This is a genomic window from Flavobacterium psychraquaticum, assembly GCF_034497725.1.
Classification (GTDB): Bacteria; Bacteroidota; Bacteroidia; order Flavobacteriales; family Flavobacteriaceae; genus Flavobacterium; species Flavobacterium psychraquaticum.
In genome coordinates this window covers 107,413-120,395 of record NZ_JAXKVR010000024.1, presented here as the reverse complement: position 1 = coordinate 120,395, position 12,983 = coordinate 107,413, and the positions used below count along the sequence as shown (strand labels likewise).

The window sequence follows — 12,983 nt, the reverse complement described above, 5'->3', positions numbered from 1 at the left end:
AACAAAATTAGTAATGAAATCATATGAAGTGAAACTGGAACTTGAAAAACTTATGTCTGTTTTAAAAGATGCAGAAACGGGTTATAGTGGTTATTTGCTTTATAATGACGAATCATTTTTAGAAACTTTTAATGATTCAAGAGCTTCTGTAGATCTATCTTTTTCAAAAATTAAAGAATTAACTGTAGATAATAATACCCAACAAAACAATTTAGTTCAATTAAATAAATTAATAGCACTTCGCTATTTCTATCTTGAAATCTACAATGTTAAAAAAAATAGAACGGAGAAATACTTCATTCAAAACAGTAAAAAATCAATGGATAACATTCGGAAAAAAGCTTCCGAAATGTCTAAGTTAGAAGATTATTTACTTCAAAAAAGGGAGAAATATTTCAATGACACATCCTATTATACTCCTTTCTATGCTTTATTAATTGTCATCATTACACTTGTTTTAATTGTTGTTGCTTATATTAAAATCAATAAGGACTTAAGTACTTTAAAAAAATCAAATAATCGTTTGTTGGTAATTAATGAAGCACAAAAGTTAGCAGAAATAATAGGTAAATTCGGTAGTTGGCAAATTAATATGAATAAAAACGAATATCAATTTTCAGATAATTTATACCGGTTATTGGGCTACGAGCCTGATGAATTTGAAGCGACCTTAGAAAGTTATTTAAAATCAATTCATCCAGATGATTTGGAATTTGTTAAGCGTAAGTCTTCTGAAATCATTGATAAAAAAGCTTTACCTAATTATACCTATCGCATTATTAAAAAAAATGGAGAAGTTCGCTTTTTTCATGCTACCGGAATCTCAATTCAAAATAATTTTGGAGAAGATGTATTGGTAGGAACGACACAAGATATTACGGAACAGCAAGAATACACCGAAAATATTAAAAAAAATAATGCAGATTTAATAGAATACAACAAGAAATTAACGATTTACGATGAATCTAGCAGGCAAGCCGAAATATTAGGTAAGTATGGAAGTTGGACCTTTAATATTGAAACCCAAGAATTTATTTTTTCAGATAATAAATTTAGACTTTTAGGTTTTGAACCTCAATCTTTCCAGCCCTCTTTTGAAAAGAAATTGCAATTCGTTCATCCTGATGATAAACATATTATTTTAGTTGCTAACAAAAATATTGAGGAAGGAAAAGAATTACCTGCTATAAATTTTAGAATTATTAAAGAGGATGGTCAAATTAGACATTTTAGAACTACCGCGAAAATCTATGTTGATTCTTTTGGTAGCAAAAGTATGATTGGAACAACACAAGATATTACTGATGATGTGACGTATAACCATATTTTAAATCAAAAAAATATGGAACTAGAACGTTCTAATAAAGAACTTGTAGAATTTAACTATGCTGCAAGTCACGATTTACAAGAGCCTTTGCGAAAAATTCAAACTTTTATATCGCGAATCAATGAGGTAGAGCGGGATAATCTCAGTGAAAAAGGAAAAGAATATTTAACTCGTATTATTAAAGCATCAACAAGAATGCGTATTTTAATTGATGACTTGTTGCAATATTCACGCACCAATAAATCAGATGGTTTATTTGAAGACATTGATTTAAACCTAATCTTGGAAGAAGTGAAAGCAGATTTTTCAGAAACCATTGTAGAAAATAACGCTATAATTATTTCACCGGAATTACCGCAAATAAGTGGAATTCCTTATCAGATTCACCAACTTTTCACGAATTTAATAGGCAATTCGATCAAATATAGAAAAATGGATGTAGATCCAATTATCACAATAACCTACGAAAAAGTAAAAATAAAAGAAGATAATTATACCGATGAATCGCATGGTGAATTTCACAAAATAGTTTTTAGCGATAATGGAATTGGCTTTTCTCCTGAATATTCAGAGCGAATTTTCTTGTTATTCAATAGACTTCACGCTAAAACTGATTATCCTGGAACCGGTGTGGGTCTTGCAATTTGTAAGAAAATTATTAGCAATCATAATGGTTATATAAAAGCCATTGGCAGACCTAATGAAGGCGCTAGTTTCATTGTTTTTATTCCAGTAGTTTTATAAAAAACCAAAAATGAGTCAAGTTAAATCCTATTTGAAATCTTTTATAAAAGTGCTGAAAAACACAGCAGTAGGGTTTTCAGAATTCAAAATTCTTAAAATCAGTGCTTCATTAGCTTATATTACTGTGTTTTCTCTTGCCCCTTTATTACTTGTTGTCCTTTTCATTTTCGACGTTTTCTGGGGAAAAGAAATGATTGAAGATATGATTTTCAACAATGCAAAAGATTATGTAGGCGCATCTACTGCAAGTCAATTGCGAGAAATGATTCAAAATTTGACTTTATCAAACAATAATACACTTTCCGCAGCTATCGGAATTGGATCCTTGGTATTTGGAGCGACTTCCCTCTTTGCAGAAATTCAGGATTCCATAAATACCATTTGGGGTGTTCGTCCAAAGAAAAGTTCCGGATTATGGCTATTTATCAAAAATCGCCTATTATCATTCGGTGTCATTGGAAGTTTAGGATTTATAATGTTAGTCGCCTTAGGTTTTTCAACATTATTAGATTCGCTGCAAGAATACTTAACGCAGCGCTATTCAGACACTATAATTTATGTGCTTTATGCTGTAAATATATTCGTCACTGTACTCATTACCTCACTTTTATTTGCGGCTATATTTGTAATTCTGCCCGATGCAAAAATTAAATGGCGCCAAGTTCGACTGGCTTCTATTACAACCACATTACTCTTTTTAATCGGTAAATTTGGAATCTCGTTCTATATTACTAGTTCAAATATTAATACAATTTATGGTGCAGCCGGTTCTATTGTTATTCTAATGCTTTGGGTTTATTATTCATCGGTGATTTTGTACTTAGGAGCAACATTTGCAAAATTTTATGCCATTGAATTTTCAACTGCTATTAAACCCTCAGAATTTGCTGAAATAGTTCAAAAAGTCGAAATCACTTCTGATTCCAAATCCTTACAAGAGGAAGAAAAGAAAAAACCGCTCGAGTAAATTTGTCCACTATAATACTACAAAACATCCCTATTTATACGGATGTTTTTTTTTGTATATGAATTCTATAACAATTGCCAAAAATGATATAAAATTTTTACTACCAATTATGCTCAACTTTGTATTGTTCAAAAGAAAACAAGTAAAATGTTATAAAATTGAAATTATATAACAACATCAAAAAATCATATAACATGTAAATTACCTCTTTTATTGAACTTTGTAATATCAAAATAAAGAAGAAATACTAACCCTTAAAAATTAGAAAACATGGGAAATTTATTATACACAGTCGCAGTAGTATTAGTTATACTTTGGGCTTTAGGATTTTTTGTCTATAGCATTGGAAGTATCATACACATATTATTAGTAATTGCGGTAATTGCAATTTTGTTAAGAGTAATTGGAGGAAACAAAACAGTTTAAAAAATAGAAATTAATTAAAAATAGAAATTATGAAATCAAGTAATGTATTATTAGGAATGTTAGGTGGTTTAGCCGCTGGAGCTGTGTTAGGAGTTTTATTTGCACCTGATAAAGGAGTGAACACAAGAAAAAAAATTGCACAAAAGAGTAATGATTTAAAAGATAATTTAACTGATAGTTTCAATGATTTTGTTTCTAATGTTGAAGATAAATATAAAGATTTAGCATCTAGAGCATCCCACTTAATAGAAGATGGATCTGAAAATTTGGAAAAAATCAATAAAAAAATGAACGGATAATTAATCTTTAAGATCATGGAAAACATCGCTACAAATATTGAAAGACTATACTTAAAGGCCGAGAGTTACACTAAAACATCTTTTGAATTAGTAAAACTTAGAGCTATAGACAAGACTTCGCAAATTATTTCATCATTAGCTGTAGTAATATCTGTTGCTTTGATAATTGCAATGTTTTCCCTGTTTTTAAATATTGGAATTGCTTTATACATTGGCAATCAAATTAATGATATGGCAGCCGGATTTTTAATCGTTTCAGGATTTTATTTAATTGCAAGTATTGTAGTTTATATTTTCAGAAATAATTGGATCAAAAAACCCATTGATGATTTAATTGTTGGTAAATTGTTAGAAGAACGAGCAGAGAATGAAACAGTAACAAATTTAAATTAATTGCTATGAAAAAGTTTAATTCAAATGTTTTACTAGATCAAAAGATTGCAGAACTTACTAACAAAAGAGACGCTGAATTAGTTGAATTAAAAAATCAATATGAAGTGGTACTTCAAAGTATAAAGCCTGTCAATATCGTCAAGCAGTCTATCTCATCATTTTATAACAGTCCTGAAAAAAAATTAAACGTTTTGGAATTTGCAACTAGTTTTTTAGGAGGTTATCTCTCTAAAAAAATTGTCGTTGGCCATTCTAATAATATCATTAAAAACGTATTAGGCAATGTATTACAATTTGGCATTTCAACAGTCATTAATAAATTTAACACAAAAAAACATGAAAACAGTATTTAAAGTAGTAACTCTCTTATTATTTATTAGCGCATCAACTGGGTTTGCACAAGAAACAAGTGCAACAAATTATGACCAAGGATTTAGATTAGGAATTGGTGTAAACGCAGGTTATCCATTTCAAGATCCGTATGATTTCAATTTAGGAGCTGATGCTCGTTTACAATATGATTTATCGCAAAGATATTCACTTACATTAACAACGGGTTTTAGTAACTTGTTTGTTTCTGGAGACGATAATGACTTAGGATATATTCCTGTAAAAGCAGGTTTCAAAGCATTTATTTTAAAAGATCAATTATATTTATTAGGAGAAGCTGGTGCAGCATTTGCAGTAACTAATGGATACGACAAAACTTCACTTTTATTATCGCCAGGTATTGGATACGCAACAGACAAAATTGATATCAGTTTAAGATATGAACATTTTAGTGACTTTCCTGTGATTGACAATGGAACAGTCGATGAAGGCCTTGGATTATTATCTTTAAGAGTAGCATACGGATTTAAACTATAAAACTATAAAATTATGAAAACTTTAAAAAACTTGACTTTAGTATTAGTAGCAGCTGCTTCATTAGTAGCTTGCGACAATAGCAAAAAAGAAGAAGCTCAGAAAAACGTAGACGCATTTTCAAATTATGTAGATTCAGTAACAGTTGTTTCAACTGAGAATTTAAATGAAAATTGGGAAAATGTTGAGCAAACTTATACAGAAAAAAAATTACAAGCGCAAAGCTATGTAGAGACAGTAGGAGACAAAGGCGAAATGAAAGATAAATTAGATAAGGCAGATGCTAAGTATGCTGAATTCAAAGCGAAATTCCTAATTGATGCTGAAGGTTTAGCCGCTGCAAATAACAAAATGGTTTTTAGAAACAAATTTTTCAAAGGTCAAGAAATTGGCGATGATATGAGCTTTGCTTGGGTAAATAAAGATAATATATTGTCTGTTTATGATACGTTTATAACGACTGCTATTGATAATAAAGATAGTTATTCTCGTGAAGATTGGGATGAAATCAAAATGATGTATGAAGCTTTAGATAGCAGAAAAAACACAGTGGAAAACGAAGGTTTGTCTAGTGCAGATAATATGAAAATCGCAAGTTTAAAAGTTAAATTTGCGCCAACATATACTATCAATAGAACTGGTGCAAAATCAGAGGAAAATGCTGAAGCAAAAAAATAAAATTTAGTTAGTTAGTTAGTTAGTTAATTTTATAATTGTCAATATTCTTAGGAATGTTGACAATTATTTATTGGTGCAATAACTTAAAATATGCAAAAGCTTTTACCAATCGACTGCCATACCACGAGAACATTTCGCCATCTACAAAAATTATTTTTGATTGCAACGTAAATCTCTTTATTTCAGATCCGTGTTCTTCATTAAATGGAAAGGGTTCGGAAGATAAAAGCACAAAATCAGGATTGCCTTCTGCAATAATTTTTTCCAGATCTACTGCAGGATAACGTCCTTCTTTACATTCGTAGATGTTATGAAAATGATTTAATTTTAGAAGCTCGTTGATGAAGGTGCCATTTCCAGCAACCATATAGGGATTAGCCCAAATAAAATACGCAACTTTTTTTATCGCTTTACCTATAATAAAAGCCTCAAAATCTTGCTGAGCATTTTCAATTTTTAAAATCCATTGTTGAGCTTCAGACCGTCTATTGAATAATTCGCCAAAATCATATATCATCTTTAAATTATCTTCGACAGTAAGAATATCGGTGACCCAAACTGGACAAATAGCACTTAATTGTTCCACAATTTCCTTTGTATTTTCCTCTTTGTTACAAATAATTAAATCTGGATTCAAAGCTAGAATTACGTCAAATTTTATATTTTTTGTACCACCAACAATTGCTTTGCTAGTTCTAAGATGAACCGGATGAATGCAGAATTTGGTAATTCCTACAAGATAATCATCCAAACCCAAATGATATAATAATTCGGTTTGGGAAGGAACCAAAGAAACGATTCGTTTGGGTAACGTTGTAAACTTATGCTTGGTTCCTATTTGATCTATCATTTTTAACAACATTGTGGAGAAGATTTCGCTCTAAATCTGCTCTAAAACCCCTATGTTACCTATCTTTTTCATACTACTTTTTTAATAGTACCCCGAACTCTGTGCCATTAGTTTTATTCAGTTTTAGCGTCTTTTTATTCCAATGTAAATGTACAAAAAAGAGAATAGAAACGCTACAAACTTGTGCAATAAATAAACATTAGTCTCGAAAAACTTTAACAACATGCTCCATAATTAAACTCGTATAGGAACAAACCTCTGCTATGCTTACAAAGCTATTGCTAGACTTTCTAAACGTTTTTCTTATCTAATTTATTATTCTTTTGCTGTACCGATAACTTTTACTAGTAATGCGTTAAATTTCTTACGGATAGACACAAACTCTTTTAGTTATTTGACTCATATACTTTATCCTTTCTTTTGATTTGACTTTAAATTGGCTTTGAGTTAGTTTAAAATTACTTACTTAGAAATTGTCATTAATATCGCTTGGAATTCTTTTTGTGAGATATTTTAGGACATTTGAATTATATTATTGGCTTTTTTATCAGTAAGTGTAAGCATTGTGGCTGCTCCATACGCTTTGCCTGCTGTCGTTGTTGCAGTTGTTGGTTATGCAGCTGTTGGCAGTGCTATTTTATCCGCAGTAAGGCAAATTACCGTTGAAGATTTCGACTTAAAACAAACAGCAACAGATGAAAAATGTAAAGCAAGTTCAACTAAGTCTGTTGGACGGAGTGGATAATGTGTTATCGTTGAAAACTTAAAGAACTGGCGAAGTAGCCTTAAGTTAAGTAACCCATTTAACCTCAACTGATGTCTTAAAAACAATTGTTTTGGCCTTTATTGAAGCAGTTATCAGCTTTGGAGTACCCCTGTTATTAAAGCAATTTACTTCCAAAGAAAAATAAAGTTGGTTCTAATTGGTAACCTTTTCCGAGTGTAAAAACCTAGTATATTTTTAGACCAGACTTTTTTTGGGTATTTCGCTTATTTGTTGCTAAACCCATGCACAATGGCTCGGCGCAAATCATTAATGAGATTCAAATTCTCATAAAATTGCTTTTCTTTGGCATCCAGAAGTTTCAACGCCGCCAAGTGTTTCAGGTGCGCTTCGTGGTTTCTCCATCATCACTTTAGCTTTGGCACTAAAATACAGTTTGAAATTTTTAATTCGTAAAAACGGAACTACGAATCTCCTTGAAAATTATGGGCGTTATTAAAGGATATCAAATTTTTGTAGGACGGATGAAAAATCCAAAGAACAATACAAATGTTTTCTATCCGGATTAGAAATTTGATGCTCTTTATTGGTTTTGATTTTTGGGAATGCTTAAATTAGTAGTCAGCCGTACTTGACAGATCGCAGTAATTGTACTATGAAAATTAAAAGCATTGACAAAAAAAAAATCAGCTACTTTCTACTTAAAAAATAGGAAGTTGTAGATTTTATATATTTTGAACGTTTTGCAGATTGCGAAAGTGGCGGCTTTTCAGCGCTAAAGTTACTAAAATTAATAAACTTTCAACAAGCCTGAAAGTTGATGAAAAAGCACTAAACCTGTCATTTTTGCAAACTGCTGTTACCAATAGTTGCTTATGCTTTCAACATAATTCCATAATGCGGATCATTTTTTCTCTGCAAAAATAGTTGAGATATTTTATCTTGAAAATGAATTTCAAATAAGCCAATTATTAAAGCGTTAAAATTCTGCGTGTCGACCGCTGTTATCTCTATTAAATCACGTTTAGACTTCCACAAATAATTTTATTTTCTAGCGTTTGAATAAACCACTTCTAAAGTTTGATTGTCTTTAAATTCAAAGGATACAGCTTCAGCATAATTTGTAAATGTAACTGTAACAATACCACCATTTTTTTCGGCATATTCAAATTGCTTTAATTCCCATTTATGTATTATTTTATTTTGTGAATTTTTCGCAGTTGAAATTTGTCCAAAACAATTAGAAACTGTCAGTAGTAAAGTTATAATTAATGTTTTCATAAATTTCTAGATTAAATTGTTTTTGGTTGTTGAATTTTCCGATTTCGTGAGGTAATTACTGCTGACGTTTCGCAGCTACAAGAAGTTGCGTTCTTCATTCACAGTCAATTACAAATATAGACAAAACTTTATTTCAGTAATAAGAATTCTGATAAATCCCAAGCCTAGCAATTTCTTGTGAGAAAGCAAAGTCTGTACTTGCATCAAACCCTACTTTCAAAACTAAAGTGCAAAATTTGGGTAGCCCAACAAATCTAGCTTTATCTCATGAAAAAGCAGTTCTTACTTTTGCAAATGAAGCAAATCCCACTGAAATCCAAGGAAATGCAAATAATCCATCTGTAGGAATCCCATTAAATCCTGTTAATAAACACATTTCAATAGCACACAATCATCCCGATATTCCGCCGGGAACTTTATCCGTTTTTTCAATTGATGACTTATTTGCAGTTGCAGTTTTGTTAGATAAAAATAAAAATGATGTTTCTCAATTTGTAGCTTTTTTACCAACTAAGAAGGGAACCCGTTATGCGTTTACTATAGATGCTAAAGATAAGTTAGTAGATTTTTTCTTTTACAAAATCAAGAAGAGTTTGGCAAATGTAAATCCTAATGACTATAATAAATATTATACTTCTAAAGATAAATTTAAATTAAATAATGACAAATATTTTAATCTTGATAAACCTACTAGAAAAATAAAAGAAGCAGATACCAATAATGAAAATGTTCTGAAAGAATTTCCTTAATTTTATTGCAGAAACAGATTTAGGAATTACACTTTTAGAATCGACAGATAATTTTGAAAGTTTTAAAACAGTTATAAAAAACGGAAATAACACACCGGCAAGACAAAATTGTCCATAATTTAAAAAATAAAAACATTATGAGAATCATAAATTTTAAAAATACGCTAACAATACTACTATTTTTTACAACAGTAGTATCCTTTTCTCAAACGCAACCTTTTATAGGCACTTGGGAATATCAGACTGGAAATTCTATCTTTAGAGTAATCATTACGCCAAACACATCAGGTCATGTGGAGTCAGCTCCTTTAATGGGAAGATACTTTAAAGTAAACATCAATAACGGAGTAGAAACTATGGAATATTCTTCTGATCTTGCTCCATTAGGAAGTTTTCTTTGGGAACCAGGGTTTTATGCTAATATTCGTGAAGGACATCCTAGTTTAATATCCGGAAGTCTAATTGACCTTACCTATCCAGATCCCTCAAAATCAAAATGGGGAGGTTTTAGTATCACCATTAATACAATTTCCTGTTTAACGTGTCCTTTGACGGCAAACTGGAAAGTTGTACGTCCTTCTGGTTTGAGGTTAGATAACGAACCGCTAGATTATAATATTCCAACTAGTATTGTACTTACAAAGCAATAAAACTGTGTATAAAAACCGCTTGCAACAACGGTTTAAATCAATAGCGGCTTTCGGGTAAATCTGAAAGTCGTTTTTGTATTTGCAATGTTTGGTGCACAATCTAAAGTTTGTTTGTCTTTACCCGCTACTTCATTAAGCCGTTAAACGTTTTGTATTAACTTATCGTAAAATGATTTTTTTTTATTTTCTTCTTCTTGTCAAAAAACATCACTTTTTATTCTAATCGCAATTTGGTTATTGTATTTTTGTTGTTTGTTTTTAAACTTTCCAAAATATATTCTGGCTTCCATAATCTTATAGATTTGCGGCGCAATCAATAATTTTAATTTCAATATTGCAGAAAGCCGCTACCAAAGGAACTTCTCCGCTACTCTAATTTTTTTTTATTTTCATCAAGGGATACACCATTAAAATCGTAAAGCTACACTTGCGGTTTATAATTTCCATTTAATTATTTTCGGAAAAAATTTGTATCAGCTTTAAATGAATTAGCATTGTCAATTTGAAATTGTTTTTGTGGATCAACTAAATTATTTTCTTTTTTTTGTGGATCAACTAAATTCTTTTCTTTTTTTTGATAAAAAAAATTCATCATCTTCCTTTTCAGGCGCTAATTTAGCTATGGATTGAAGGAATTGTTTTATTTATATTTCATAGCTGTAACTATATATCTTTCAAAATTATTGAAAAAAAATGTTAATAAAATTAATGTTAAACTTTTAATTAACTTATTTATATGGCTAACAATTTACTAGAATTTAATAATTTCGATATTTAAAATTATTTCACAACAATATCGTATTTAAATCTTAATAACTAATATTCAATCCAAAACCTAATCCCATATCACTATCATAATGGGTCGTAATTTCCATATTTTTTCCAACAATATATTTTAAACCTGCCATATATTCTTTGTCTGTGTTGACCATAAAAGCCATTCGTAAACGTTTTGAAACTGGAATATCTTCTCGCATTAATTGAAATCTTACGTTTCCATCCTGGTAAACCTCAGCTTGTGCAATTACTAACAATGGTAAAGTATAGTTAAACCCCAAACTCACTTGTATACGTTTATCTTTAGTGCTTTTTTGTCCGAAAATATTTTTCTCTACTTCATTGTGACCAAATTTTCTATAACGAGCATCAAGACCAATAAATGGCATAAACCATTGATTTCTACCTATATATCTTCCAATATGAGTTTCAGATTCGTAACCATGCGCATCATTATAACCTAAACGCCATTCCGTTCCAAAACTCCATCTTGCATTTTGGAACATCGCTTGTCCGTCATTACCATTTGTAGCAAAATCATTTTCTGCCATAAAATGAACTTCGTTGCTTTCTGCTTGCAATTTTTTATACGCACGTTCTTTATTTGGTAAATATGGGTTTGGTGCCGAATTTTCATAACTAAACACACGATTCATTCCAGCCATCATGTGATATAATATATGACAATGAAAAAACCAATCGCCATCCGCATTCGCTTCAAATTCAATTATGTCCTTTTCCATTGGCATAATGTCCAAAACATTTTTTAGAGGTGCTAAATCTCCTTGTCCATTTAGTACTCTAAAATCGTGACCGTGCAAATGCATGGGATGACGCATCATCGAATTATTGTACAAGGTAATCCGAACAATTTCTCCTTTTTTGATTAAAATCTTATCGGTTTCAGCCATTACTTTGTTATCCATACTCCAAACGTAGCGGTTCATGTTTCCGGTTAATTCAAACCGCATTTCTCTAATTGGTGCTTCTTTTGGAAGTGTTGTTTTAGTTGGCGATTTTAGCATTCCATAATTTAAAGTTACAATATCAGAAGCCATCGAATGGTTTGAATGATCCATTTTGGTATCCATTTCCATTGCTTTTTTTTCAGAGCTACCACTTATTTCGGGATACATAACGGTATTCATATCCATTTTTTGGAGACTCATATCCATACCCATATCATTCATAGTTCCATCCATATTCATCATATCATTCATCATCTTCATCCCTTCAAAATATTTTAATTTTGGTAAAGGACTTGCTACTTGTTTAATTCCTTTTCCGATATAAACCGAGGTTGAATTCGTTCGATCTTCAGGAGTTACTAAAAATTCATATGAAGTATTTTCAGCCGGAATAGTGACGATAACATCATACGTTTCTGAAACTCCTATAATTAATCGGTCTACTGCAATAGGTTCTACATCATTACCATCATTGGCAACCACTGTAATTTTCCCGCCAGCATAATTTAACCAAAAATAGGAAGAAGCTCCACCGTTTGAAATTCGCAATCGCACTTTATCGCCCGATTTAAATTGCGAAAGTTGGCTTTCATTTTGACCATTGATTAAAAACTTATCATAATAGACATCACTCACATCCATAGCCAACATCCGTTTCCATTCGTTAGTTAATTTCGTTTTGAAATGACCTTTTTTTATCGCTTCGGCATAACTTTGAGTCGTTCCTTTTTTTATAGCAAACCAATCGGAAGCATTGTGCAACATCCGATGTACATTTTTGGGTTTGTAATCCGTCCATTCACTTAACATAACTGGAACTTGCGGTAAATCATCAATTCCTTTTCGAAACATTGGATCATCTGCTTTTTTCTTTAGAATTAAAGAACCATACATTCCAATTTGTTCTTGCAGACCGCTATGACTGTGATACCAATGGGTTCCCGATTGAATAATAGGAAAATTATAAACAAATTCCGCACCTGGTGCTATGGGCATTTGTGTGAGATGAGGCACTCCATCTTCTTTATTTGGAAGGTATAACCCGTGCCAATGCAAAGAAGTAGATTCCTTCAAATGATTATAAACGTGTATTTCAGCAATATCACCTTCCGTAAAAGTTAAAGTCGGCATCGGAATTTGTCCGTTTACAGCAATGGCTCTTTTCTCCTTTCCTGAAAAATTTACTAAAGTATCACGCACGTGTAAATCATAACGCACCACTTTTTGAGCATAAGTAATTGAGGTTAAGAGCACACCAACAAATAATATAATTTTATTTCTCATTT

Annotated in this window: 14 protein-coding genes and 1 pseudogene; 11 read left to right on the top strand and 4 right to left on the bottom strand. The window is 31.2% G+C overall.

Translation table 11 applies throughout. The features are described from left to right. The first annotated feature begins 13 nt into the window (after positions 1–13). The 8 genes from T1L09_RS03885 (at position 14) to T1L09_RS03850 (ending at position 5,698) form a co-directional block, all read left to right on the top strand. Positions 14–2,071, top strand: a complete 2,058-nt coding sequence (locus tag T1L09_RS03885) for a PAS domain-containing protein (RefSeq protein WP_322549634.1) — start codon at positions 14–16, stop codon at positions 2,069–2,071. A gap of 10 nt (positions 2,072–2,081) precedes the next feature. Continuing rightward, positions 2,082–3,038, top strand: coding sequence for a YihY/virulence factor BrkB family protein (locus T1L09_RS03880; RefSeq protein ID WP_322549633.1), 957 nt, complete (start codon positions 2,082–2,084; stop codon positions 3,036–3,038). Positions 3,039–3,308: 270 nt separating this feature from the next. Further along, the gene (locus T1L09_RS03875) at positions 3,309–3,464 is read left to right on the top strand and encodes a lmo0937 family membrane protein (protein ID WP_322549632.1); all 156 of its coding nucleotides are present in this window, start codon (positions 3,309–3,311) and stop codon (positions 3,462–3,464) included. 29 nt (positions 3,465–3,493) lie between these two features. Further along, positions 3,494–3,763, top strand: a complete 270-nt coding sequence (locus T1L09_RS03870; protein WP_322549631.1) for a YtxH domain-containing protein — start codon at positions 3,494–3,496, stop codon at positions 3,761–3,763. Between the two features lie 15 nt (positions 3,764–3,778). After that, positions 3,779–4,156 (top strand): hypothetical protein, encoded by a 378-nt coding sequence (locus tag T1L09_RS03865; protein WP_322549630.1) that lies wholly within the window; start codon positions 3,779–3,781, stop codon positions 4,154–4,156. 5 nt (positions 4,157–4,161) lie between these two features. Beyond that, entirely contained in the window at positions 4,162–4,509 is a 348-nt protein-coding gene (locus T1L09_RS03860) for a hypothetical protein (RefSeq protein WP_322549629.1), read from the top strand. Continuing rightward, the gene (locus T1L09_RS03855) at positions 4,493–5,023 is read left to right on the top strand and encodes a hypothetical protein (protein ID WP_322549628.1); all 531 of its coding nucleotides are present in this window, start codon (positions 4,493–4,495) and stop codon (positions 5,021–5,023) included. The genes T1L09_RS03860 and T1L09_RS03855 overlap by 17 nt, the downstream gene beginning before the upstream one ends. Before the next feature lie 12 nt (positions 5,024–5,035). Further along, positions 5,036–5,698 (top strand): hypothetical protein, encoded by a 663-nt coding sequence (locus tag T1L09_RS03850; RefSeq protein ID WP_322549627.1) that lies wholly within the window; start codon positions 5,036–5,038, stop codon positions 5,696–5,698. Positions 5,699–5,765: 67 nt separating this feature from the next. Here the strand turns inward: T1L09_RS03850 and T1L09_RS03845 are convergent, their stop codons facing one another. After that, entirely contained in the window at positions 5,766–6,557 is a 792-nt protein-coding gene (locus T1L09_RS03845) for an ABC transporter substrate-binding protein (RefSeq protein ID WP_322549677.1), read from the bottom strand. A gap of 526 nt (positions 6,558–7,083) precedes the next feature. Between T1L09_RS03845 and T1L09_RS03840 the strand changes: the two genes are divergently transcribed. Continuing rightward, complete coding sequence (locus tag T1L09_RS03840) at positions 7,084–7,293, top strand: hypothetical protein (RefSeq protein WP_322549626.1); 210 nt, start codon at positions 7,084–7,086, stop codon at positions 7,291–7,293. A gap of 245 nt (positions 7,294–7,538) precedes the next feature. Here the strand turns inward: T1L09_RS03840 and T1L09_RS13805 are convergent. Further along, positions 7,539–7,658: pseudogene (locus T1L09_RS13805) on the bottom strand (DUF6943 family protein); the annotation flags it as partial. Positions 7,659–8,316: 658 nt separating this feature from the next. Beyond that, complete coding sequence (locus T1L09_RS03835; protein WP_322549625.1) at positions 8,317–8,553, bottom strand: hypothetical protein; 237 nt, start codon at positions 8,551–8,553, stop codon at positions 8,317–8,319. A 227-nt stretch (positions 8,554–8,780) separates the two neighbouring features. On the opposite strand from T1L09_RS03835, the gene T1L09_RS03830 reads away from it, so the two are divergent. Both T1L09_RS03830 and T1L09_RS03825 read left to right on the top strand, forming a co-directional pair. Beyond that, a complete protein-coding gene (locus T1L09_RS03830; RefSeq protein ID WP_322549624.1) occupies positions 8,781–9,302 on the top strand; it encodes a hypothetical protein in 522 nt (173 codons plus the stop codon). A gap of 137 nt (positions 9,303–9,439) precedes the next feature. Continuing rightward, positions 9,440–9,952 (top strand): DUF6705 family protein, encoded by a 513-nt coding sequence (locus tag T1L09_RS03825; RefSeq protein ID WP_322549623.1) that lies wholly within the window; start codon positions 9,440–9,442, stop codon positions 9,950–9,952. 809 nt (positions 9,953–10,761) lie between these two features. On the opposite strand, the gene T1L09_RS03820 is transcribed toward T1L09_RS03825, so the two are convergent. Beyond that, on the bottom strand, positions 10,762–12,981 hold the full coding sequence (locus T1L09_RS03820) for a multicopper oxidase family protein (RefSeq protein ID WP_322549622.1): 2,220 nt from the start codon (positions 12,979–12,981) through the stop codon (positions 10,762–10,764). Positions 12,982–12,983: the final 2 nt, after the last annotated feature.